Consider the following 21,960-nt stretch of genomic DNA (forward strand, 5'->3'; position numbering starts at 1 on the left):
GCTGCCTATATTTGTAGCACTATGAGCCTCGCTGCTACGTATGATAAGGAAAGGGCATTCACAAGCCTGTACCTCGCCTCGCGCGACAGGCTGCATCACTATCTGCGTAACTATTCGCACGACGATCACCTGTTGCAAGACCTTATGCAGCAATGTTACCTGAAGATATGGGAGAGAATGGAAGAGGTGCGGGAGCCGGAACATGCGCTCCCTTTATTGAAAACGATTGCGCGCAACCTGCTGATCGATGTGATACGCCGCCGAGTGAAAGAAGATACCACCTGGCTCGAAACCATGAAAGAAGAAGTAGAACAGCTGGTGACCATGCCGGCTGAAAGCCCCCGGAAGCCTCTGCAGGCACTGGATACCGCTATCAGCCAGCTGCCGGACAACTGCAGGCGGGTATATATCATGCACCGCGAGGAAGGCCTCTCTTACCGCGAAATATCTCTTCGTATGTCCATCTCCGTTAGTATGGTGGAAAAACATATGAGCAAAGCCATCCGCCTCCTGAAAAAAGACCTCATCACCAACTGCGAGCTGCTATTGGTACTGGTGGCCGTAAACCGGCTCTTATAACCACTGATCAAATTTCCGTATATACCAGGTCTTGATCACCTGCGTCAGCACGCAATACCCGGTAAGTATCGCTATCAGCCATGGGAAATAAGCGATGGGCAAAGGCTGCATCTTCAGCGCCGGCGCGAGCGGAGAGAAAGGCAGGAAAATGCCTATCGCCATGATGAGCGTGGTGAGCGCCAGCACCGGCGCAGTGGCCCAGCTTTGAATAAAGGGAATCTTGCGCGTACGGATCATATGCACGATCAGTGTTTGCGATAACAATCCTTCAATGAACCAGCCACTCTGGAACAAAGACTGATGCTCCGGCATATTGGCCTTGAAAAAATAAAACATCAGCGCAAACGTAGCATAATCAAAAACAGAGCTCACCGGCCCTATAAATATCATGAAGCGCGCAATGCCCGATGCATCCCATTTGCGGGGCGCGGCAATATATTCCGCATCCATACGGTCCCAGGGGATGGAGATCTGGGAGATATCATACAACAGGTTTTGTACCAGCAGCTGCACCGGCAACATCGGCAGGAAAGGCAGGAATACGCTGGCGCCCAGCATGCTGAACATATTGCCGAAGTTGCTGCTGGCGGTCATCTTGATGTATTTGATGATGTTGCCGAAAGTTCTGCGGCCATAGATCACGCCTTTGCGCAGCACCATCAGGTCTTTTTCCAGCAGGATAATATCGGCGCTTTCTTTAGCGATATCAGTGGCGGTATCAACGGAGATACCAACATCGGCATCGCGGAGGGCTGCGGCATCATTGATGCCATCGCCCATGAAGCCAACGGTATGGCCCTGCGATTGCAATATGCGCACTACGCGGCTTTTCTGCGCCGGGCTCAGTTTTGCAAAGATGCTCGTATGATCCGCGGCTGTAGCCAGCTCGCGGTCGTTCAGCTGATCCAGTTCATTACCCAGCATGATACGGTTTACAGGGATGCCCACATCGCTGCATATTTTACGGGTAACGGTTTCGTTATCGCCGGTGAGCACTTTGAGCGCTACGCCTAATTGCTGCAATGCCTCAATAGCCGGTCGGGCAGAGGGTTTGGCAGGATCGAGGAAGCCAATGAAACCCGTTAGCACCATCTCTTTTTCATCGGCAATGGAATAGGTCAGTGCACGTGGATCAAATTCACGGATGGCTACCAACAGCACGCGCAGCCCTTCGGCATTGAGTTTCAGGGAAGTGTTACGTACGGTATCGCGCATGGCGGCATCCATCGGGATGATACGGTCATTCTCTACATGCAGGTCACGGTTCTCGCCTGGCTCAAAACAATGGGAGCAGAGGTCCAGCACCTCTTCTACGGCGCCTTTACAAATAAGCAGGTGCTTGCCGTTGCGCTGTTTCAATATCACCGACATGCGGCGGCGCTGGAAGTCGAACGGTATCTCATCTACTTTTAAATAATGTTCTTCTACTTTCAGGTAATCATGCAGCTCTGCATGTTCCAGCACGGCCACATCCAGCAGGTTCTTCAGGCCGGTTTGGTGGAAACTGTTGAGGTAGGCCCATTTCAGCACTTCGTCGTCGTCATCGCCCAATACGTTGAGATGTCTTTCCAGCACAATTTTATCCATCGTGAGGGTGCCTGTTTTATCGGTGCATAACACGTTCATCGCGCCGATATTCTGAATGGCGTTGAGCCTTTTTACGATCACTTTGCGTTTGCTCATGTTCAGTGCGCCTTTGGCGAGGTTGGCGGTAACGATCATGGGCAGCATCTCCGGCGTAAGGCCTACGGCTACTGCGATGCCGAAGAGCAGCGCTTCTATCCAGTCGTGTTTTACAAAACCGTTGATGAGGAAGATGAGCGGCACCATCACGAGCATGAAGCGGATGAGCAGCCAGCTCACGCTGTTCACGCCTTTGTCGAAACTGGTTTCAGCGCGTTTGCCGGTGATGGATTTGCTGATGGCGCCGAAGTAGGTCTGGCTGCCGGTGGTCACGGCAATGGCAGTGGCGGTGCCGCTTACCACGTTGGTGCCCATGAAGCAGATGTTCTCCAGTTCCAGCAGCGGTATGGTGAGCGCATTGGCGATGGTGAAGCCGTTCTTCTCTACTGGCAAGGCTTCGCCGGTTAATACGGCCTGGCTTACAAAGAGGTCTTTGGAATGTAATATCCTGCAATCTGCCGGTATCATATCTCCTGCGGAGAGGAAAAGGATATCGCCGGGAACCACCTGTTGGATATCGGTTTCCTTTTTGCCGGTATCTTCCCGCAGCACCAGCGTGGTGGTGGTCACCATGCGTTTCAGTTGTTCTGCGGCCTTGTTGCTGCGGAACTCCTGCCAGAAGCGCAGCAGGGAGCTGAGCATCACCATCACGGCTACTACGGTCACCGTCTTGTAATCGCGGTCGGGAGCGGCTTGCAGCCATACGTCTGTAATGAGGGAGATGACGGCGATTACGATGAGCACACCGATGAAAGGATTGATGAAGGCCGATAGCAGCTGCCGGTACCAGGCCGGCGCTTTTTCATGCACCAGCTCATTCGGGCCGAACAATTTCAATTTGGCCTCCACCTGCTGCGGGCGCAGCCCCAGCTCCTGGCTGTCGAGCATGGCCATGCAGAACGCTTTATCGTGCCGGGATGCGTTCTTCAGTTTTGTTTCGGCGTCTGCATCAACGCCGCTGGAGGCAATGATCTGGGTGATGGAAATACGTTTCCTCAATTTTCCCGTTGTAGCTTTTATCATCTCCGCTGTTTTTGGGTTCCAGCAGCAAATGTAGCATGGGCGCGGGAAGGCCTCAGTTAGAGATCTCTTAGAAGCTTATTAGAAATTTATTAGATGGCGGGCGCCCTGTAGCCGCCGTCCACACCGCCTTTCGACAATACTACCTGCCAGAGCTGACTGCTTCGCGAGCGGAAAGTGGCGGCGCATGACAGCAGGTAATACTTCCACATGCGGAAGAAATCTGCGCTGTAGCGGTGCTTCAGCTGGTCCCATCCTGCGGTGAAATTATCGTACCAGGCCATCAGCGTTTTGTCGTAGTCACTGCTGAAATTCTCCCAGTGTTCCATCACAAAAAGTCCTTCAATGGCTTTACCGATCTGGCTTACAGAGGGCAGCATGCTGTTGGGGAAAATGTATTTGTTGATCCAGCGGTCGGTAAAAGTATGCGAAGTATTGGACCCGATGGTATGCAGCAGGAAGAGGCCATTTTCTTTCAGGCTGCGGTGCACGATGCGCATATATTCCAGGTAGTTCTTATAGCCTACATGTTCAAACATGCCGATAGATACGATAGCATCGTAGCGGGCGTTGAGGGAGCGGTAGTCCATCAGTTTGATATCTACGGGCAGGCCTTTGCAGCGTTCTTTGGCAAGGGCGGCCTGTTCTTTGGATATCGTGATGCCGGTAACGTGTACGCCATAACGTTCTGCTGCGAAGCGGGCAAAACTGCCCCAGCCACAGCCGATGTCCAGCACCTGCATACCGGGTTCCAGCCGCAGTTTGCGGCAGGAGAGATCGAGTTTGTTTTCCTGTGCTTCATCCAGTGAATGAGCACCCTGCCAGAAGGCGCAGGAATACACCATGCGTTTGTCGAGCATCTGCTGGAACAGGTCATTGCCGATATCATAATGCCGTTCCACATTATGAAGCGATCGGGTAGTAGTTTGCAGGTTGAACAAACGGGAGAACAATACATGTAGTTTGAGGGAGATGTTATGTCCTGCCTGTTCATCGAGATGGGCGCGCAATATGCGGGTGAAGAAGCCATCGAGCTGTGCGCAGTCCCACCAGTTGGCTACATATGATTCGCCGATTGCGAGGGAGCCGCCTTGTAAGGCCTGCTCGTAAAAATGGTCATCATGAACCTGGATATCCCAGGGGTTCTGGCCGTTAATGGTAACGCCGGCGGAGGATAGCAGTCGGGTTACAATGCTTTTTGATTTTTCCGTTCTCATAAGAAAAGCCTCCACTATTTGATAACTAATTTACGAAAATTGTCGCGAAGATTGTCTTGCTCAGGATTATGAGGATTGAAAGGATTAGCAGGATTTTTTTTACAGGATTAAAAAAGATTCTCTTGATTTAAAGCGAAGATTATTTTTTTGTCCCCGGATGGAACCCGGAGCTACCAAGCTCCGGCCCCTATGGGGCCGATCCCCGTTTTGTTCTGCCCCGTAGGGGCTAAAGCCCGGTAGCCCCGGGTGGAACCCGGGGACAAAAAATGATCTTCGCTTTAAATCAAGAGAATCTTTTTTAATCCTGTAAAAAAAATCCTGCTAATCCTTTCAATCATTATAATCCTGAGTAAGACAACCTTCGCGTACCGTCCACGGCGTATCTGCCACCGCCTTGTATCAGCAGGGCGATGCAGATGCCGAGTACGAGGAGATGGTATTCAAAGCCTTCCTTGCCCGCGGGCATGACGCCGAACCAGTTCACGAAAAATCCGTTCTGCCCGTGTTCTACGGCGATCATGCCGATGAAGAGCCAGAAAAGGCTGAAAGCCGCGATGCGCGTACCTGCGCCAGCGATCAGCAGGATCATGCCGGCGCATTCTACAAATATGGCAGATGCTGCAACAAAGGCCGGCAGTTTCATGATGGCGGTCATATAGTGCATTTCACCGGAGATGCCCGGCCCGCCGAACCAGCCAAACATCTTCTGCGTGGCATGCGGAAAGAGCACCAGCCCTAAGGTGAGACGGAGAACAAAGCCGGTCCAGTTACTGTCTGTCGAGAAGATCCTTTGCATAAATGATTTGTACATGTGTGTCGTTTTTTGCTGCTACAAAATTCATACGATGTACCTGATTTATACGTGACCTTTGATAAAATAAAATTGTGACATTTATCACAACAGATCCCTGGATTGCTTTGCCTGCTGGCTTTTCAGGCGACTGAGCGTTTCCCGGGTAATGCCCAGGAAAGAGGCGATATGCTGCTGCGATACCCGCTGCTCAAACCAGCTGTAATGTTTGATGAACTCAGCATAACGCTCTTCTGCGGGCTTTTGCAGGTAAAGGATGCGGCGCTGCAAGGCGGCATAGGCCTGTAGCAGCATCGTGCGGAAATAGCTGTCGAGCGCCGGTATTTGGGTAAACAATTTTTCCAGTACGCTCTTTTCGATCAATATCACTTCGGCATCTTCCAGCGCGTCGATGTTGTAGATGGTAGGGGTGCCCGACAGGATGCTGTACCAGTCCGACATCCACCAGTTTTCAAAGGCAAATTGCACCACATTTTCGCGGCTGTTATCGCTCACTTCATATTGCCGCAGGCAGCCGCTCACCACAAAATAATCATAACGGCAGATCTCTCCTTCCTGTAAAAGGTATTGGCGCCGCCGCACTTTCTTGTATTGCAGCGCTTCACAGAACAAGCGGGTTTCTTCCGGCGTGAAAGTAACATAGCGGGCAATATGTGCAAGGATAGGTTCGTACATAATATGTGTACGAAGGTACTGCTATTTTTTACTACCTTGTGGGGCAAAAATTTTTTGCGATGATACCCTTACATCAGCTCCTGCTCTTTATCCTGGCCGCTTTCGTGATGGTGATCACGCCCGGCCCGAACATGATCTACGTGATCTCCCGTTCGGTCACGCAGGGCCGCAAGGCAGGCCTCATCTCTCTCGCCGGCGTGATATGCGGCTTCCTGTTCCACATCCTGCTGGTATCTTTCGGTCTTACCGCGGTGCTGATGGCCGTCCCTTTTGCTTATACCGTGCTCAAAACCGCGGGTATCATCTACCTGCTGTACCTGGCCTGGAACGCCATCAAGCCGGGTGGCAGGAGCGTTTTTGAAAACAGGAAAGACCTGCAGATCGACGGTCCGGCCAAACTCTTTGCCATGGGGCTGTTCACCAATATGCTCAATCCCAAGGTGGCCGTGTTCTACCTGTCGTTCTTCCCGCAGTTCATCAAACCGGAATATGGATCTGTGTTAGCGCAAAGCCTTACGCTGGGTTTTACACAGCTCTCTGTAAGCCTTTGCATCAATACCCTGATCGTGCTGATGGCCGCCCGCGTAACGGGCTGGTTCAATGCCAATCCCCGCTGGATTGCCGTACAGAAGTGGTTTATGGCCAGCGTACTCACGGGACTGGCTATACGTATGGCCTTCGATAAAGGCAAATGAAGGTTTCATCTGATACGGTCCGAAATTTAATTTTTGCATCTGTTTTTGGTTTGAAAATTATGTCACTTTTGTAAAAAGAATTTTCATGCAGATCAGATTTTTCCAGGCAGATGCTTTTACACAGCAGCCATTCAAGGGCAATCAGGCCGGCGTATGTTTGTTGGAAGAGATGTTGCCAGATGAAACGCTTCTCCACATTGCCGCAGAGAACAACCTCTCGGAAACCGCTTTCCTGCTGCGTCAGCGCGATGAGTACCTGCTCCGCTGGTTCACGCCCGCAGTGGAGGTCGCGCTGTGCGGCCACGGTACGCTGGCCGCGGCGCATGTGCTCTGGCAAACGGCTGCCGTCCCTGCCGATGAAATGATCCGCTTTCATACCCTCAGCGGCCTGCTCACCGCCAAACAGCAGCCCGGCGGCTGGATCGGGCTCGACTTCCCCGCACGCGTCATCGAAGAGGTGGACGCTCCGGGGGCGCTCAAAGCCATCTTCCCCGATGCCGTTCAAATTTCGTATAGTGTTGACCGTTATATCATCGAGCTGCCGGACGATGCCGCGGTACGCAACTATCAGCCCGACTTCAACGCCCTGAAGCCTTACCGTACCGTGATCACCGCCCGGGGCAAAGCGCCCTACGATTTTGTATCCCGCTACTTTGCAGGCCCGGTGGGCATTAGCGAAGATCCCGTAACAGGAACGGCGCATTGCAGCCTGGCTACCTACTGGGCCGCCCACCTCGGTAAAAATGAATTTTTCGCTTACCAGGCCTCGCCCAGAGGAGGCGAGCTACAGGTAGAGCTGCAAGGCGACCGTGTGCTGCTGCGCGGCCAGGCCGTTACCGTCATCGATGGTTATTTTCATTGCTGAGGTGTCAGGGATTACGTAAATTCGGCGTACAAAGTCTCATATGAAACGCCTTATCTTCCTGCTCAGCATCTGCTCGCTGCAGGCCCTGGGCCAGCAACTGCCCAAAGTGCATGTGAATCACCTCTTCCTGGTGCTTGATACCGCCGACCTCGCCGCTATCAAGAACGCTGGATTCGTGAACAAGGAACTGGCTGCCGTCAACAGCCACACCACTACCGCCGACAGCGGCGAAACCTGGACAGGCACCTATCTCTACGGTTCAGACAACTACATCGAACTGTTCGATAGCAGCGGCATCAAGCTGCCAATAGGCATGTCAGGCTTTGGCCTCAGTGTAGACGGCGCCGGAGAACTGAAATCGCTCGACGGCTCACTGCACACGCAATACAAAACATCCAACAGCGTCCGGCAAAGGAAGATGAACGAAACTACCATACCCTGGTTCAATGTGCTGAGTATTGACGACTCTACTTTTTTTTCTCAATCGCACATCACCTGGTGGGTGATGGAATACCTGCCCGCTTATTTCGACTATAACCACTGGGAACATAATGGCAATGGCCTTACCCGCAATGATTACCTGCGGCACGTCAGCGGCGAGCGTAGCGGCAAACTGCTGAAACACTTTACCGGCGTACTGTTGCGGGTAACGCCAGCAGAGAAAGAATATTTCACGAAACTCTTCACCGCCTGCGGATATAAAAAGATCGGCAACAACGAGTTGTTGTCGCCTGATAATTTCTCCATCCGTTTCCGCGAACGGAAACCGGAAGACCGCTACAGCATTGCCGCCATCGCCTTTGAAAGCAGTGAGCCGCGCAAGGAAGTGGTACCCTTATCCGACCATGTAAAAATTGTATTTAACAAGAAACACGGCAACATCGTTTTTCAATAGCATAGCTTATGAACAATTACGAAAAATTCAAACAATTGCATGCGCAGGATACTCCGCTGCTGATCGGCAACGCCTGGAATGTGCGCGCAGCACAGCTTTACGAAGAACAGGGATTACAAGCGGTGGCCACCACCAGCTCGGCCATCGCGGAATCTTTAGGGTATGAAGATGGAGAGAATATCCCTTTTTCAGAACTGCTGTATGTGGTAGGCCGCATCGCCAAAAGTATCAAAGTGCCACTCTCCGCCGATATCGAAAGAGGCTACAGTAATGACATCAACCAGGTATTGCTCCACCTTGAACAGCTGCACGACCTCGGCGTAGTGGGTTTCAATATCGAGGACTCGTATATGGATGGTACGCTAAAACTATTGCCGGTAGCGGATTTCAGTCAGAAGCTGGCCGCCATCAGGAACCACATCGACAAAAAAAATCTGCAGCTCTTCATCAATGCCCGCATCGATCCTTTCCTCGCGAAAGTAGCCGATCCGCTGGCCGAAACGCTGCCCCGGCTGGAAGCCTTTGCCAAGGCCGGCGCCGACGGCCTTTTCGTTCCCTTCATTAAGGAGCCTGAACATATCCGCCAGGTAACGTCCACGGCTACACGCCCCGTTAACGTGCTGGCCATGGCTGGCCTGCCCGACTTCCCCGAACTCGCCGCCCTCGGCGTAAAGCGCATCAGCGTTGGCGGCAGCGTATACCGCGCCACCTACGCACACCTGTCGCAGGTAATCACCTCGATACAGTCCGCCCAGTCAGTGAGCGGTTTGTTTTGAACGCGAAGGTTGTCTGGCTCAGGATTATACTGATTTAAAGGATTATCAGGATTTTTTTTACAGGATTAATAAGGATTAAAAAGGGATTCTCGAAGATCAAATCATACATTCGAGACGATCTTCGAGAATCCTTTTTTAATCCTGTAAAAAAAATCCTGGTAATCCTTTAAATCAGTATAATCCTGAGCCAGACAACCTTCGCGCTTAAAGAAATAAATCCGGATACAATTTCCCGCCCGGTGTTACCGCGTATTTGTCTAAATCTGTGATGCCGGCGGATTGCAGCACTTCTTCGTCCAGCAGGGTGTGGCCGCTGTAAGTGTCGGAGGGTTGGCGGAGGATGTAGTGGACGGCATCTGCGAGGATGTCGGGGGTGCGGCTCATGCGGATGAGGGCATCACCGCCGAGCAGGTTTTTCACGGCTGCGGTGGCGATGGTGGTGGCTGGCCAGAGCGCGTTGGCGGCGATCTTGTAAGGGGCCAGCTCGGCAGCCCATCCGAGGGCCAGCATGCTCATGTTGTATTTACTGATCGTGTACGCTACGTGAGGCCCTAACCATTTCGGGTTAAGGGTCACTGGCGGCGAGAGCGTGAGTATATGCGGGTTCTGGCCTTTCTTCAGGTGGGGGATGCAATGTTGTGTAACGAGGAAAGTACCGCGTACATTGATATCATGCATCAGGTCGAAGCGCTTGGCCGGTGTCTGTTCTGTGTTGGTGAGCTGGATGGCGGAGGCGTTGTTGATCACTGCGTCGATGCCGCCGAAAGTGTCAACGGCTTGTTGCACGGCAGCAGCGATCTGTTCTTCTTCACGTATATCTACCTGTACGGCCAAAGCCTTGCCACCGGCGGCTTCCACCTCTTTGGCGGCGGAATAGATGGTGCCGCCCAGTCGCGGGTCTTCTTCCACGCTTTTAGCGGCGATTACAATATTGGCGCCCGATGCAGCCAGGCGCAGGGCGATCGCCTTTCCTATGCCGCGGCTCGCGCCGGTAATGAAGATAGTACGTTGCTGAAATGTCATAGCTCGCTGCTTTTTTGGTGATAGAGTAATTTAAGCAAACTTTCTATGACGGCCAAAAGCCGGGTCCTCCGGCAACTTGCGGCGATACGACACAAATATAACGGTGGCGGCTATACCCACTACGCCCTCAATACATACCGTGAGGCGCGGCCCCAGGTAGTGCGACATCAGGCCCGCCAGCAAGCTGCCCACCGGGATGATACCCTGGTAAGCCATGATGTAATAACTGATGGCGCGCGCCCGCATCTCGGGCAGCGCATGCGTTTGTATGTAAGTGTTGATGGCAGAAGTTTGCGCCATCATACCCACGCCGGAAAAAGCCATGAACAGCAAGGCTACCGGCAGCCATCCGGCGTACGACAATAAAATGAGACTCAAAGAAAAGATCAGGCTGGCGGTGATCAGTATCTTCACCAGGTCGCGGCCTCCTTTGAGGCGGGCCATATAGATCGCCGAAGCGATAGAACCCAGTCCGGCAGCGCTTTCGAACCAGCTGAACGTACGTGCGTCACCGTTAAAGATATCTTTAGCGAATACCGGCATCAGGGTGTTGAAGGGGATCACAAACATGCTGCTTACCGTCAGCATCAGTAACAAAGAGGAGAGGTCTTTGTCGCTGGAAATATAGTCAAAGCCCGCCCGCAGCTCCGTCCAGATGCTGCCCTCTGTTTTTCTTGTTGCCGGCGTATCCAGTTTCATCATCCACAGCGAAATCAATACAGGTATATAACTCAGGAAATTGCTGGCAAAACAGATATCCTCGCCAAAGGCGCTGAGGATAATGCCCGCCAGCGCCGGGCCGGCGATACGCGCGAAATTGGCCATGGTGGAGTTCAGCGCGATGGCGTTCGGCAGGTCGTCTTTATGCGTTACCATTTCTACCATGAGCGATTGCCGGCACGTTACGTCAAAGGCGTTGATGATACCTTGTACGAGGGTCAGGAAGATGATAGCCGGAATATGGTAGATGCGCAGCAGTATCAGCAAGGCCAGCGCGCCGGCCTGCAACATCGAGATCACCTGCGTGATCACCAGGATACGGTAACGGTTATGACGGTCGATATAACTGCCCGCATAAGGAGAGAGGATCAGCGAGGGAATTAAACTGGCGAAGCTCACCACGCCGAGGAGCAGCGCCGAATTGGTAAGACGGTAAACCAGCCAGCATACAGCCGTTTTCTGCATCCAGGTGCCTACCAGCGATACGGATTGGCCAGAGAAAAACAAGCGGAAATTGCGTGACTTCAACGAGCGAAAAACATCCATCTGAAAAAATCTTTAAACACAGCCTTTAATTAATCACGGTGCAAATTTCGCAATATCCGGTATATTTGTAAAATAGATTGTTTTAATGATTTCGATTAGAAAAAACGATTGATCAAATGGAGCTCCGTCAATTGTCCTACTTCGTGAAAGCTGCCGAGATGGCGCATTTCACCGCTGCCGCGGCGGCATTGTACATTACACAGTCCACCTTGTCGCAGCAGGTGAAGCAGCTCGAAGAGGAGCTGGGCATGTTATTGTTCGACCGCGTAGGGAAGCAGGTCAGGTTAACCGAGGCAGGACGCGTATTCCTGGACCATGCGCGCCAGGTATTGCTGGAGGTAGATAAAAGCAAACAAGCCATCCAGGATTTGCAACAGCTGCTCACCGGCGATCTTCGTATAGGCGTTACGTATGCCTTTACTTCTTTGTTGCTGCCGGTGCTTGCTGCTTTCACCGCAAAGTATCCGGGCATTCATATCAATATCGACTACGGCTCGCCGGAGGAGCTGGAACGCAAGCTGCGGGCGGCCGAGCTGGATTTTGTACTGGCCTTTCATACCACCAGTGAAGAAAAAGACCTGGTGATGCAGCCGCTGGTCACTTCGAGGATCGTGATGGTGGTATCCAAGCGGCATCCGCTGGCGCAGCGCAAGGTGGTATCTTTAAAGGAGCTGGAAAGTACGGAGATGATCCTGGCTACGAGAGGTTTCAGTTCCCGCGATTTTCTCGACGAGATCTTCCACAAACATAAAATGGCGCTCTCCGTAAAAATAGAATTGAATGATGTACACTCTTTACTGTCGCTGATAGAAAAAGGGCATTGGGCCACGCTCCTGAATGAGCGGGCGCTTACGGGGTGGCGCAACATCGTGGCGATCCCGGTGGAAGGCCGCGAGTGGCTGCGCCGCTCCTACATCTTATGGCAAAAAGGAACTTACCGGAAAAAGGCGGCGGCGCTGTTTGTGAAAGAACTGTTGCGGCAGGTGGCGGCAGAATAGCCACTATTGCGCATTGCGCAGTTCTATCGGATCACAGCCAAAATATTGTTTGAATGCCGCCGTGAAAGCGTCGAGCTGCGTATAGCCTACCCCTTGCATAATATCGCTGTAGCTGTCGGCGGTTTCCATCAGAAGTACAAAGGCACGCGCCATTCTCTCCTGTAAAATCAATGCTGGTAAACTGATATTGAACACCTGTGAAAAAGGCGCCTGTAACAATTCGCCACTGATATTAAAATGATGGATCACGGCGTCTGTGAGGTCCTGCTGGTGCAGGTTTTCGAGGATGTACGCCAGGATGCGGCCAAACAGTTCCTGTTCGTCGCTGCTCATCATGATGGTGCGGGGGCAGGAGAGCTGGTGCAAATAATTGGTGAAATAATCCACGGCATTGCGGCGGAACCATGCATTGGCGGCATGGCCGATATAGTTGCATTGCAGTATCCTGTCTTTGACCATGGCGCTTACCTCGTTGAGCTGGAACGGAAAATCGTTCAGGGGGCCGGTGACGGTTTTGGCCGGAGAGCCCATCAGGCAGCGGAACACGGGGAACTCGCGGGCCAGCAGCGGGAGGGAAGAAGGTTCTATGTTGATGTGGAAGCTGTCGGCATAATCGTCCATGAGCATGGCCTGATGCGGTACCGGCATCACATTGAAGAGACTGAGTTCTTTATGACGAAGGGCTACAGTATCTCCTTCATATGTTTCAACTGGAATATTATTGGAAACGTGCAGGGCATATACCTGGTGCGGGGCATACGGCTGCAATTGCACGCCTGGCATCATTTTAACCTGGTGTTGCCAGATGGAGAACTCGCCGGCCTGTATGTGCTGGTCGAGGATAAAGCCATCCCTGTCCTCATAATAGTAGTAGCGGGCATGAGGGATGAGAGCGTCTTGTAACTCGCGGGGTATATCACCAAATTGCGTACAGTCGTCACCGTTACGTTCGATGAACAGTGTTCTGGTGTTATTGCTCATGGTTATCAGATTTATGGTTATTGGTTCATTTGAAGTGTAAAACGCTATCAGCTGAGTAATAGTAATTGATGGTGGTAGTGGCTTTGAGGTCGTCCAGGAAAGTGTTGAGCGGTTTTTTCCTGTCGAGGCGACCGGTGAAGGCTTCCTGGGCGATGGCCGGATTGTCTATCACTACGTGGATATTGTACCAGTGGGGGATTTGCTGGCAGATCTCTCCGAGACTGGCATTTTCAAAATATTGCAGCCCTTGTTGCCAGCTGAGTTCGCGGGCGGCATCGAAGGGGCGCTGGCGGATGGCGCCCTGATGGTTGCAGATGGCCTGCATGCCGGGGCTGAGTTTGATTGATTGTTTGGCGGTGGCTACGCTTACGGCGCCTTCTACCAGCGATACGCGAAGGGCGGCGGAGTCATAGCTGTTAATATTAAAGGCGGTGCCAAGTACTTTTACCGTGGTGCCGGCGGTATGTACGAGGAAGGGCCTGGCGGCGTCGGTGGCTATTTTCATATAGGCTTCACCGTTAACCGTCACTTCGCGGGTATTGCCGTTGAAGGTGGACGGGAACTGTACGGTGGTGGCGGCATTGAGCCATATTTCGGAGCCGTCTGGCAACTGGAGCTTATAATCGATGCCGGCGGGTACCCGGAGGGTGTTGATACCGGCTTGTTTGTCTTTGCTATCGAAGGTGAGGGTATTGTTATGATTATGGAGCAGCAGCTGTTCTGCGCTCACATCGCCGGTATTGCGGGAGAGGTTCACCTCTTGGCCATTGGCCAGTTGCAGGCTGATCTCATGGCTGTTAACCGCGGCCAGTGCAGGGCTGTGTTGCCGCATGGAGAGGAACCACCAGGCGCCGAGGCTGATGCCGGTTATGGCGGCCGCGGCGGCTACCCAGCGTGTAGGGAAGCGGCGTATGCGCGCCGCTTCGCCTTGGCTGAACATTGTTGTAATATCCTCCAGGTCGGGCTTTGCGGCGAGCCGGGCAGCTTTTTCTTCCCAGTCATGGCGTTGCTTTTCCCACATTGCGCGAACGACGGGGTCTTGCGCGATCAATGCGTCCAGCCAGCGTTCCTGCTCAGAAGTGATAAGGCCCTCCAGCTTTTCCGTTATTAATTGATGTATGTCGTATGAGTCGTTCATCAACTATAAAACAGATTTTTTGAGACGGCGGGTTACTTAACAAAAAGATATTTTAAAGAAGTTCTTAAACTTTTCAATGCGCTGGCCAGTTGTTTCTTGACGGTTTCCTCGCTGATGCTCATGGCGATGGCTATTTCCTTGCGGGAATGCTGTTGTTCGTAGGCCATTTTAAATACCTGGGACTGTTTAGTGGGGAGTTTGCTGATGGCGGAATCCAGCTGCTGCCGGAGTTCGTTGTTCTCGAGGTGGTTACTGGGAAGGGTATAGTCGTCCGGGAGTACCATGCTTTTGTAGCGCTTTTTTAATGTCTCGTTTTTGGCGATCCTGTTAAGGCAGCGGTTTTTGATGGTAATGAAGAGATAATTTTTGAGAGAAGAGGTGCTGTTGAGATCAATTTTCTGGTAGAGGGCATTTTGCCACCAATCGATAAAAAATTCTTGTACCAGTTCCTTGGCTTCTTCTTCGTCATTTAATATAGTCGCTGCCGTTAGTATCAGCCAGTGGCGATAGAGGAGATAGAAGTGCCTGAATGCCTGCAGGCTGCCAGTTTTCAGCTGTTCCAGTAATTCAATATCGTTGTGAGCGGCATTCATGCTGTTTGAAGAGCTGGTATATCGTTGTTAAAAATCGGCATTTCAGGCAACACCTATAGTGGCTCACTCGAAGATATGGATCATACCTTTGTCAGTTGTGGCGCGGTCAGTAGATGTCGGGTGTGTAAGTTCTCAGCGAACATTCTAATGGGTATATTCGGATGGCAGCTGGAAAAAGTTTTCATATTTTGTTAATCGCTTGTTAATTAGCTCAATTGTGCGTACAGGTAAGGCTTTAAGACAGATTTTTTTATTTTCTATATCAAAATGATCGGGGAAATATCTCTTTAAAAAAAATTACGCTGGAGAATAACCCGCCGGTCCGGAAATCCGGTTATTAGGAATAGCTAGTATATAGTTAGGTACAAATACAGGTAATGCGTCAACCAGATCAACTTATGATATCAACCCGTAAAAGGGGCTTTCCTATGGCATACAGCAGGTGGCTGTTGCTCCTTCTTTTCTCCCTCATTGCCTATTCCTCATTCGCGCAAACACCCGCCCTGCCGGACGTTACACTGAAAGTAAACGGTATGCCGCTGGGTAGGGTGTTCAAAGCTATCGAAGAACAGACCGGTTACTATTTTATGTATAACACCCGCCAGGTGCAGGAAGAAGACAAGGTAACCCTGCACCTCAGCAAAGTGAGTCTGGACAAGGTGCTCCACCAGTTGCTCGACCAGCGCGGTCTTACCTGGGAGTACCGCGATAAGGCCATTGTGCTGCGGCAAAAAAAAAATGATGCTATCTCCAATCAAATACCACCATATCCCGTAGAAGCTATATCACTGATCACGTTGAGAGGCAATGTAACAGATGAAAGTGGCGCACCGGTGCCGGGCGCCACTATTCTTGTAACAGGCAGCAACCGGGGCACCACTACTGATGCCAATGGCGCCTTCTCCCTCGCGGAAGTGCGCAAGGATGCCGTAATAGTGGCCAGCAGCCTGGGTTTCCAGCAGGAGGAATTAAAGCTCAACGGTCCGGCGCCGGTCCTCATCCGGCTGAAGCCTGCCATCTCTTCGCTCGGTGGCGTGAAGGTAATGTCCACCGGTTATGAGTGGGTGCCGCCTGAAAGGGCCACCGGTTCCTTTTCTTATATAGACGCCAAACTGGTGAACCGCCGCGTGAGCATGGATGTGTTGAGCCGCCTGGAAGGCCTGGTGCCTGGCGTGCTCTTTAACCGTAATACGCAAACCAACAGCCTCGGTCAGCTCGATATCAGCATCCGGGGCCGCAGCACGTTATTTGCCAATGCCAAACCGCTCATCGTCGTGGATAATTTTCCTTACGAAGGTGACCTGAACAATATCAACCCCAATGACGTTGCCAGCATCACGATATTAAAAGATGCAGCGGCCGCCTCGATCTGGGGCGCCCGCTCCGGCAACGGCGTGATCGTGATCACCACCCGGAAAGGCGCCCGCAACCAGCCACCACACGTAGATGTGAACGCCAACCTCACCATCGGCGAAAAACCTGATATCTACTATGATCCCCGGGTGATCAAATCCACCGATTTCATCGATATAGAAAAAAAACTCTTCGGCATGGGATACTATGATGCCGATATACAAACCGGCTACAAATATCTCTCCCCCGTAGTACAAACATTGCTCGACCAGCGCAATGGCCTCATCTCCGCCACAGATGCGGATAACCGCATCAATGCCTGGCGCAACAATGATGTAAGGCACGATATCAGTAAATATTTTTATCAGCCTTCCGTATCGCAACAATACGCTGTAAGCGTGCATGGCGGCAGCGAAACCAGCGACTACTATCTCTCTTTCGGCTACGACCGCAACCGCGGCAGCAACAAAGGCGACCGCGGCAACCGCGTTACACTTGATTCCCGTTATAATGTTAATCTCACGAAGAAACTCGATTTTAATGCAGGCATCAACCTGGTGCAATCTAAACAGGTGACGAACGGGCAGGCGAATCAGATTGTGACTGACCCGTTCAGGGTTGGTAATATTTATCCCTATGCCCAATTAGTAGATAACAAAGGCAATGGATTGATATTACCCCGGGGATATGCAAGAGATTATCTCGATACCGTAGGGCAGGGCAAGCTGCTCAATTGGCAATATAATCCGCTGGATGAAATAAAGTATGCAGATAATATAGGCCGCCTCAATGATACGCGTGTTGATCTCAATTTGCGTTATAAATTCTTTAATGATCTCAATGCGGAAGTGTATTATCAGTACGAGAAACAAGATGTTGCCCAAAGAAATTTTTATGATACTACCACTTACTATACCCGTGACTACATCAACCGGTTTGCGCAGATCAACACCAATGATGGAACAGTTGATTACGTAGTGCCATTAGGGGGAATAGAGAAGGAAGACGACAATGCGCTGGTAGCGCATCGGGGCCGTTTGCAGCTGAATTATAGCCATAGTTGGTATAGCGATCACGAATTTTATGCGCTGGCAGGTGCAGAAATCAGTCAGGCCGAAATTAATAATGATGGCCGTACACTTTTCGGCTACAGCAAGGAGACCAACCAGGACCAACCGGTGAGTACGCAGCAGTATTATCAGATCAGACCGATTGGTTATGATGTAATCTATCATCCCACAACCAGGTCGCACTTTACAGACCGTTATCTCGCTTATTATGGCAATGCGAGCTATGTCTACAAAAAGCGCTATGTACTTACAGGGAGTGTAAGGGTAGATAAATCCAATCTGTTCGGTGTACGAACTAATCAGAAATCACTGCCACTTTATTCTGCTGGCTTTTCATGGGATGTTAGCAAAGAGAGTTTCTATCATATTAATTGGCTGCCATTATTCAGGGTAAGAACTACTTACGGTTATAATGGTAACATAAACAAGAATGTATCCGCATATACTACACTCTCTACCGCAGGAGCAGGCATTACACCTTATTCTGCAGATGTCTTCAATGTGGTGAACAATCCTGGTAATCCCGGGCTAAGGTGGGAGAAGGTAAGGGTGCTTAATACAGCATTGGACTTCGCGCTGCGTAATAATAGGTTATCCGGTACTATTGAATACTATAACAAAAAAGGGTTGGACCTTTTCGGAAATTCTCCTCTGCCCGGCTCTTCAGGGATGACGACCTATTTTGGTAACACAGCATCGAATAAAGTACATGGTGTAGATATCAACTTGTCATCCGTCAATGTACACAATAAACAATGGGTGTGGCAAACCAATTTTGTTTTCTCCTATGCCACTGACAAAGTCACCAAATATGATGCGATCATAGCAGGACCTGGTTACGTCAATAGTAATAATTTTAATATTCTGCCAATGGTCGGCAAGCCTTTGTTTTCGGTTTACAGTTACAGATGGGCAGGGCTAGATCACAATACAGGTGATCCGCTTGGATACCTTAATGGCAAACCAAGTAATGATTGGGTAGGTATTATTGGCAATACATCAGGTGACAGTCTTGTTTACAATGGTCCCGCAAGGCCTACGATATTTGGATCATTAAGAAATACATTTACCTGGAAAGGGTTTTCACTGTCTGTAAATATTATCTACAAGTTTAACTATTATTTCAGGCGTCCCACTATAAGTTATTATAGCCTCTTTAGCGCATGGGGTATGCACAAGGATTATTATAGCAGATGGCAACATCCTGGTGATGAGCAATTTACTAATGTTCCTTCCATTAGCTGGCCCCCAATTGCAAACATGGCTAGAGAAACCTTCTATCAAAATGCCACACCGCTGGTTGAAAAAGGAGATCATATCCGCTTACAAGATATAAGCCTTGTTTATGATCTGGACCGTGTGCGTTTCAATGGGCTACCCTTCTCCCATTTGCAGGTATACGCATATATCAATAATTTAGGTATCATCTGGAAAGCCAATCATGCGGGGTTGGATCCGGATATCTATATGGGAAGTTTACCTTCGTCTCGTAGTTATTCGCTGGGTATGAGAGCTAATTTTTAAATTGTTGGATAATGAAGATGCATTTTTCAGTTAGTTTGATAGCACTATTATGCATGGTGGCAGCATGTAGCAAGGAGAAAGAATATCTGAATGAAAAACCTGATCATAGCCTTTCTACGGTATCGACATTAGCCGATTGTCAAGGGTTACTAAATAACGAATTTGTCTTCAATTTCCTGTCAACAACAAACTTCGGCACAATTACGGCAGATGAGTTTCATGTACAGGATGCCAATTTACTCACAGTTTCAGCTATTGCCCGAAATACCTACCTGTTCGCACAGGACATCTATCAAGCGCAATCCGACAATGGCAACTGGAACAATCCTTACCAGGCAATTTATTATACTAATGTTGTGCTTGATTTCCTGGATAATTTCCAACCTGTCGCCAATCAACAGGTAGTGCGCGACAATATTCGCGGCGCAGCTTTGTTCCTGCGTGCCTATTTTTCTTACTGCCTGTTGGAGAACTTCTCATTGCCCTACGACCCGGCAACAGCAAACATAAACCTTGGAATTCCGCTGCGGCTGACTTCCGATCCAGCTGCTCATTCTACCAGGGCTACTGTAGCGGAATGTTATAAACAGATATTGGCGGACCTTATGCGAGCAAAATTGCTTTTGCCACTTACTGTATCTATCCAGACAAAACCCTCAAAAGTGTGTGCCTATGCTCTGTTGGCAAGAGTTTACTTGGGTATGGCAGATTACCAGAATGCCTTGTTGTACGCAGATAGCAGCCTTCAGCTCAATAATAAACTGGATGACTACAACAATATTCAACCACTTGATAATAGCATTTCAGGTACATTGCTTTCTGAGGATATCTTTCATACTACGTCCGTTCCCGCAGAAGTATTACAGGTACAAGTTACATTAGTCGACTCTTCACTGTTTAATCTTTATACTGATAACGACCTGCGTAAACAGCTTTTTTACAAGGATATAAATGGACCGGTGTATAGGGGTACTTATGATTATAGGGGTATGATATACTCTGGTCTGGCTAATGATGAAATATATCTGATACGGGCGGAGTGCTTTGCACGCAATGGGGATGTTGCCAATGCCATGGCCGACCTAAATACTTTATTGAAGCAACGCTTTGTTAGAAATACATTTGTACCATACGCCGCTGCGAATGGAGATGATGCATTGGCTAGCATATTACAGGAGAGAAGAAAGGAACTGGTGTGCCGCGGGCTTCGCTGGACAGACCTGCGTCGCCTGAACCGCGAAGGACGGTTTAAGACAACTTTGGTACGAGTGGCGTCCGGACAAACATACACATTGCCGCCAGGAGACCCCAGATATGCAATGCCATTCCCACCGGAGGAGATCAAATTGAGCGGTATTCCACAGAATGTGAGATAAAGCATATAATTTTCTTTTATGAGATGGTTGTCATGTTTTTTACTTTTGTTGTTGATGCAGCATCTATCAGCAAATGCTCAAAAGCATGCGAAAATATCCGGACGGATTGACGGCTTGAAAATTGGAGATACTGTGCAGTTGAAAGTTTATGACTATGGATATTATGAGTTGAGGTTTCTTCAACAAACCTTTACTGCTGTGGTAAAGAATGATGGCTATTTCTCTTTCGATATCTTAAACCTGTCATATCCGCATTATATACAAGTGATTCCATCAGTTGCATCATTAACGTCCGATAAAACGATCCAAGCTTTGCTGGAAAGTGGTGATAGTATTGTTGTGACAACTAACGCCAACGGATATACGTATTCAGGCCGGGGTGCTGCAAAATTTAGATATGCTCAAATGTACCATGCTAAGTATTATCTTTTTTGGGGAGATGCAAAAGAGATGCGCTATGGATTTGAAAAGATGGATAGTACTAATCGGGTGCTCCTGCGGTATTTGGAAAGTCATCGTGCGGACTTTAGTGAGGCCGCATTTACCATGCTGATTGCGGACTTGTTAGGTGCAGCTGAAGTGGATAAAGGTATCTATGTTTCTTTCCGTGATATACCAAATGACAGTTTGTATCAGTGGTTAAACGGATATAGTAATGATAATGGCATCCTGTTGCGCACCTATCCTTATCCCCAACCGGCTGTATTACAGTATAGTAGCCTTTTGGGGCCTGGTATTATTCAGTACTTCCAGTTGAATAACAAGATAATGGGCCATTCATCACCTTCGGTGCAAACTATTTACGATAGCTTGGTACACTATGCAGAAGGCGGCTTAAGGAGCCGCCTTCTCAGTTCATACATATATCAGTTGAAAGATGTGGGGCAGGATGTTAGCAACCTTGTCAATGATGCGCTTTCCTATATTACTACCGATAATTGCCGAACGTTGATTGAGAACATCAAGCGAACCAGGGTTAGAGGTGAGCCGGCTTTCAGCTTCTCCCTACCCGATACAGCTGGCGTGTTCCATCATCTGGAAAGCCTGCGTAACAAAGTGGTGGTGTTGGATTTTTGGTTTACAGGCTGTTACTCTTGTCAGGAGTTGGTCCCTTACCTGAAAATAGTCATGGATAAATTTAATAATGGAGAGGTTGTCTTTGTAAGTATTAGCATTGACGCAGATCGAAATAAATGGATATGCAGCGTTCAGGATGGTAGGTATGGACCATCGAACGCTTTACATCTTTTCACGGCAGGCATGGGGGGAGAGCATGAAGTGATCACACAATATAACATTACCGGTTACCCAACGTTGTTAATAATAGATAAAAATGGGAAACTAGGTGGTATTCCTAAAGATCCTCGCTCTGATAACGGTGTGGGAATGATCAACATGATCAACCAGGCATTATTGAAATAA

18 protein-coding genes are annotated in these 21,960 nt (G+C 49.8%); 9 read left to right on the forward strand and 9 right to left on the reverse strand.

What is annotated here, in order from left to right; genetic code table 11:
• The first annotated feature begins 21 nt into the window (after positions 1 to 21).
• A complete protein-coding gene (locus tag FPG75_RS09960) occupies positions 22 to 579 on the forward strand; it encodes an RNA polymerase sigma factor (protein ID WP_143306630.1) in 558 nt (185 codons plus the stop codon).
• Here FPG75_RS09960 and mgtA read toward each other — a convergent pair.
• The 4 genes from mgtA to FPG75_RS09980 all read right to left on the reverse strand — a co-directional run bounded on the left by mgtA (position 574) and on the right by FPG75_RS09980 (position 5,985).
• Positions 574 to 3,285: a magnesium-translocating P-type ATPase gene (gene mgtA / locus FPG75_RS09965; protein ID WP_143306631.1), complete on the reverse strand. Its 2,712-nt coding sequence runs from the start codon at positions 3,283 to 3,285 to the stop codon at positions 574 to 576. The genes FPG75_RS09960 and mgtA overlap by 6 nt on opposite strands.
• 89 nt (positions 3,286 to 3,374) lie before the next feature.
• Complete coding sequence (gene cfa, locus FPG75_RS09970; protein ID WP_317130741.1) at positions 3,375 to 4,514, reverse strand: cyclopropane fatty acyl phospholipid synthase; 1,140 nt, start codon at positions 4,512 to 4,514, stop codon at positions 3,375 to 3,377.
• A gap of 322 nt (positions 4,515 to 4,836) precedes the next feature.
• Positions 4,837 to 5,310: a DoxX family protein gene (locus FPG75_RS09975; protein ID WP_236652756.1), complete on the reverse strand. Its 474-nt coding sequence runs from the start codon at positions 5,308 to 5,310 to the stop codon at positions 4,837 to 4,839.
• Positions 5,311 to 5,394: 84 nt separating this feature from the next.
• A complete protein-coding gene (locus FPG75_RS09980) occupies positions 5,395 to 5,985 on the reverse strand; it encodes a Crp/Fnr family transcriptional regulator (protein WP_143306910.1) in 591 nt (196 codons plus the stop codon).
• Positions 5,986 to 6,044: 59 nt separating this feature from the next.
• Between FPG75_RS09980 and FPG75_RS09985 the strand changes: the two genes are divergently transcribed.
• From FPG75_RS09985 to FPG75_RS10000, 4 genes are all read left to right on the forward strand, one after another.
• The gene (locus tag FPG75_RS09985; protein ID WP_143306633.1) at positions 6,045 to 6,680 is read left to right on the forward strand and encodes a LysE family translocator; all 636 of its coding nucleotides are present in this window, start codon (positions 6,045 to 6,047) and stop codon (positions 6,678 to 6,680) included.
• 85 nt (positions 6,681 to 6,765) lie between these two features.
• Complete coding sequence (locus FPG75_RS09990) at positions 6,766 to 7,545, forward strand: PhzF family phenazine biosynthesis protein (RefSeq protein ID WP_143306634.1); 780 nt, start codon at positions 6,766 to 6,768, stop codon at positions 7,543 to 7,545.
• Between the two features lie 40 nt (positions 7,546 to 7,585).
• On the forward strand, positions 7,586 to 8,440 hold the full coding sequence (locus FPG75_RS09995) for a DUF5829 family protein (protein ID WP_143306635.1): 855 nt from the start codon (positions 7,586 to 7,588) through the stop codon (positions 8,438 to 8,440).
• An 8-nt stretch (positions 8,441 to 8,448) separates the two neighbouring features.
• A complete protein-coding gene (locus tag FPG75_RS10000) occupies positions 8,449 to 9,216 on the forward strand; it encodes an isocitrate lyase/PEP mutase family protein (protein WP_143306636.1) in 768 nt (255 codons plus the stop codon).
• Between the two features lie 204 nt (positions 9,217 to 9,420).
• Here FPG75_RS10000 and FPG75_RS10005 read toward each other — a convergent pair whose 3' ends face one another.
• Entirely contained in the window at positions 9,421 to 10,239 is an 819-nt protein-coding gene (locus FPG75_RS10005) for an SDR family oxidoreductase (protein WP_143306637.1), read from the reverse strand.
• A 30-nt stretch (positions 10,240 to 10,269) separates the two neighbouring features.
• Positions 10,270 to 11,505 (reverse strand): MFS transporter, encoded by a 1,236-nt coding sequence (locus FPG75_RS10010; RefSeq protein ID WP_143306638.1) that lies wholly within the window; start codon positions 11,503 to 11,505, stop codon positions 10,270 to 10,272.
• A gap of 116 nt (positions 11,506 to 11,621) precedes the next feature.
• Between FPG75_RS10010 and FPG75_RS10015 the strand changes: the two genes are divergently transcribed.
• Positions 11,622 to 12,503, forward strand: a complete 882-nt coding sequence (locus FPG75_RS10015) for a LysR substrate-binding domain-containing protein (RefSeq protein WP_143306639.1) — start codon at positions 11,622 to 11,624, stop codon at positions 12,501 to 12,503.
• Positions 12,504 to 12,506: 3 nt separating this feature from the next.
• On the opposite strand, the gene FPG75_RS10020 is transcribed toward FPG75_RS10015, so the two are convergent.
• The 3 genes from FPG75_RS10020 to FPG75_RS10030 are packed head-to-tail and all read right to left on the reverse strand — an operon-like array spanning position 12,507 to position 15,215.
• Positions 12,507 to 13,484, reverse strand: a complete 978-nt coding sequence (locus tag FPG75_RS10020) for a helix-turn-helix transcriptional regulator (protein WP_143306640.1) — start codon at positions 13,482 to 13,484, stop codon at positions 12,507 to 12,509.
• A gap of 25 nt (positions 13,485 to 13,509) precedes the next feature.
• The gene (locus tag FPG75_RS10025; protein ID WP_143306641.1) at positions 13,510 to 14,622 is read right to left on the reverse strand and encodes a FecR domain-containing protein; all 1,113 of its coding nucleotides are present in this window, start codon (positions 14,620 to 14,622) and stop codon (positions 13,510 to 13,512) included.
• 32 nt (positions 14,623 to 14,654) lie between these two features.
• Positions 14,655 to 15,215, reverse strand: coding sequence for an RNA polymerase sigma factor (locus tag FPG75_RS10030; protein ID WP_143306642.1), 561 nt, complete (start codon positions 15,213 to 15,215; stop codon positions 14,655 to 14,657).
• Positions 15,216 to 15,643: 428 nt separating this feature from the next.
• On the opposite strand from FPG75_RS10030, the gene FPG75_RS10035 reads away from it, so the two are divergent.
• The 3 genes from FPG75_RS10035 to FPG75_RS10045 are packed head-to-tail and all read left to right on the forward strand — an operon-like array spanning position 15,644 to position 21,960.
• Entirely contained in the window at positions 15,644 to 19,162 is a 3,519-nt protein-coding gene (locus FPG75_RS10035; RefSeq protein ID WP_161596746.1) for a SusC/RagA family TonB-linked outer membrane protein, read from the forward strand.
• 11 nt (positions 19,163 to 19,173) lie between these two features.
• On the forward strand, positions 19,174 to 20,538 hold the full coding sequence (locus tag FPG75_RS10040; protein ID WP_143306644.1) for a RagB/SusD family nutrient uptake outer membrane protein: 1,365 nt from the start codon (positions 19,174 to 19,176) through the stop codon (positions 20,536 to 20,538).
• Positions 20,539 to 20,556: 18 nt separating this feature from the next.
• On the forward strand, positions 20,557 to 21,960 hold the full coding sequence (locus FPG75_RS10045; protein ID WP_143306645.1) for a TlpA family protein disulfide reductase: 1,404 nt from the start codon (positions 20,557 to 20,559) through the stop codon (positions 21,958 to 21,960).

This window comes from Chitinophaga vietnamensis, assembly GCF_902167635.1.
GTDB classification, from domain to species: Bacteria; Bacteroidota; Bacteroidia; order Chitinophagales; family Chitinophagaceae; genus Chitinophaga; species Chitinophaga vietnamensis.

Bases quoted from the DNA above. Each gene is read 5' to 3' on its own strand.
- FPG75_RS10040 (WP_143306644.1), top strand. From the start codon at position 19,174: ATGAAGATGCATTTTTCAGTTAGTTTGATAGCACTATTATGCATGGTG.
- mgtA (WP_143306631.1), bottom strand. From the start codon at position 3,285: ATGATAAAAGCTACAACGGGAAAATTGAGGAAACGTATTTCCATCACC.
- FPG75_RS10020 (WP_143306640.1), bottom strand. From the start codon at position 13,484: ATGAGCAATAACACCAGAACACTGTTCATCGAACGTAACGGTGACGAC.
- FPG75_RS10015 (WP_143306639.1), top strand. From the start codon at position 11,622: ATGGAGCTCCGTCAATTGTCCTACTTCGTGAAAGCTGCCGAGATGGCG.
- FPG75_RS09990 (WP_143306634.1), top strand. From the start codon at position 6,766: ATGCAGATCAGATTTTTCCAGGCAGATGCTTTTACACAGCAGCCATTC.
- FPG75_RS10000 (WP_143306636.1), top strand. From the start codon at position 8,449: ATGAACAATTACGAAAAATTCAAACAATTGCATGCGCAGGATACTCCG.
- FPG75_RS09995 (WP_143306635.1), top strand. From the start codon at position 7,586: ATGAAACGCCTTATCTTCCTGCTCAGCATCTGCTCGCTGCAGGCCCTG.
- FPG75_RS09960 (WP_143306630.1), top strand. From the start codon at position 22: ATGAGCCTCGCTGCTACGTATGATAAGGAAAGGGCATTCACAAGCCTG.
- FPG75_RS10030 (WP_143306642.1), bottom strand. From the start codon at position 15,215: ATGAATGCCGCTCACAACGATATTGAATTACTGGAACAGCTGAAAACT.
- FPG75_RS09980 (WP_143306910.1), bottom strand. From the start codon at position 5,985: ATGTACGAACCTATCCTTGCACATATTGCCCGCTATGTTACTTTCACG.
- FPG75_RS10045 (WP_143306645.1), top strand. From the start codon at position 20,557: ATGAGATGGTTGTCATGTTTTTTACTTTTGTTGTTGATGCAGCATCTA.
- FPG75_RS10010 (WP_143306638.1), bottom strand. From the start codon at position 11,505: ATGGATGTTTTTCGCTCGTTGAAGTCACGCAATTTCCGCTTGTTTTTC.
- FPG75_RS10025 (WP_143306641.1), bottom strand. From the start codon at position 14,622: ATGAACGACTCATACGACATACATCAATTAATAACGGAAAAGCTGGAG.
- FPG75_RS10005 (WP_143306637.1), bottom strand. From the start codon at position 10,239: ATGACATTTCAGCAACGTACTATCTTCATTACCGGCGCGAGCCGCGGC.
- FPG75_RS10035 (WP_161596746.1), top strand. From the start codon at position 15,644: ATGGCATACAGCAGGTGGCTGTTGCTCCTTCTTTTCTCCCTCATTGCC.
- FPG75_RS09975 (WP_236652756.1), bottom strand. From the start codon at position 5,310: ATGTACAAATCATTTATGCAAAGGATCTTCTCGACAGACAGTAACTGG.
- FPG75_RS09985 (WP_143306633.1), top strand. From the start codon at position 6,045: ATGATACCCTTACATCAGCTCCTGCTCTTTATCCTGGCCGCTTTCGTG.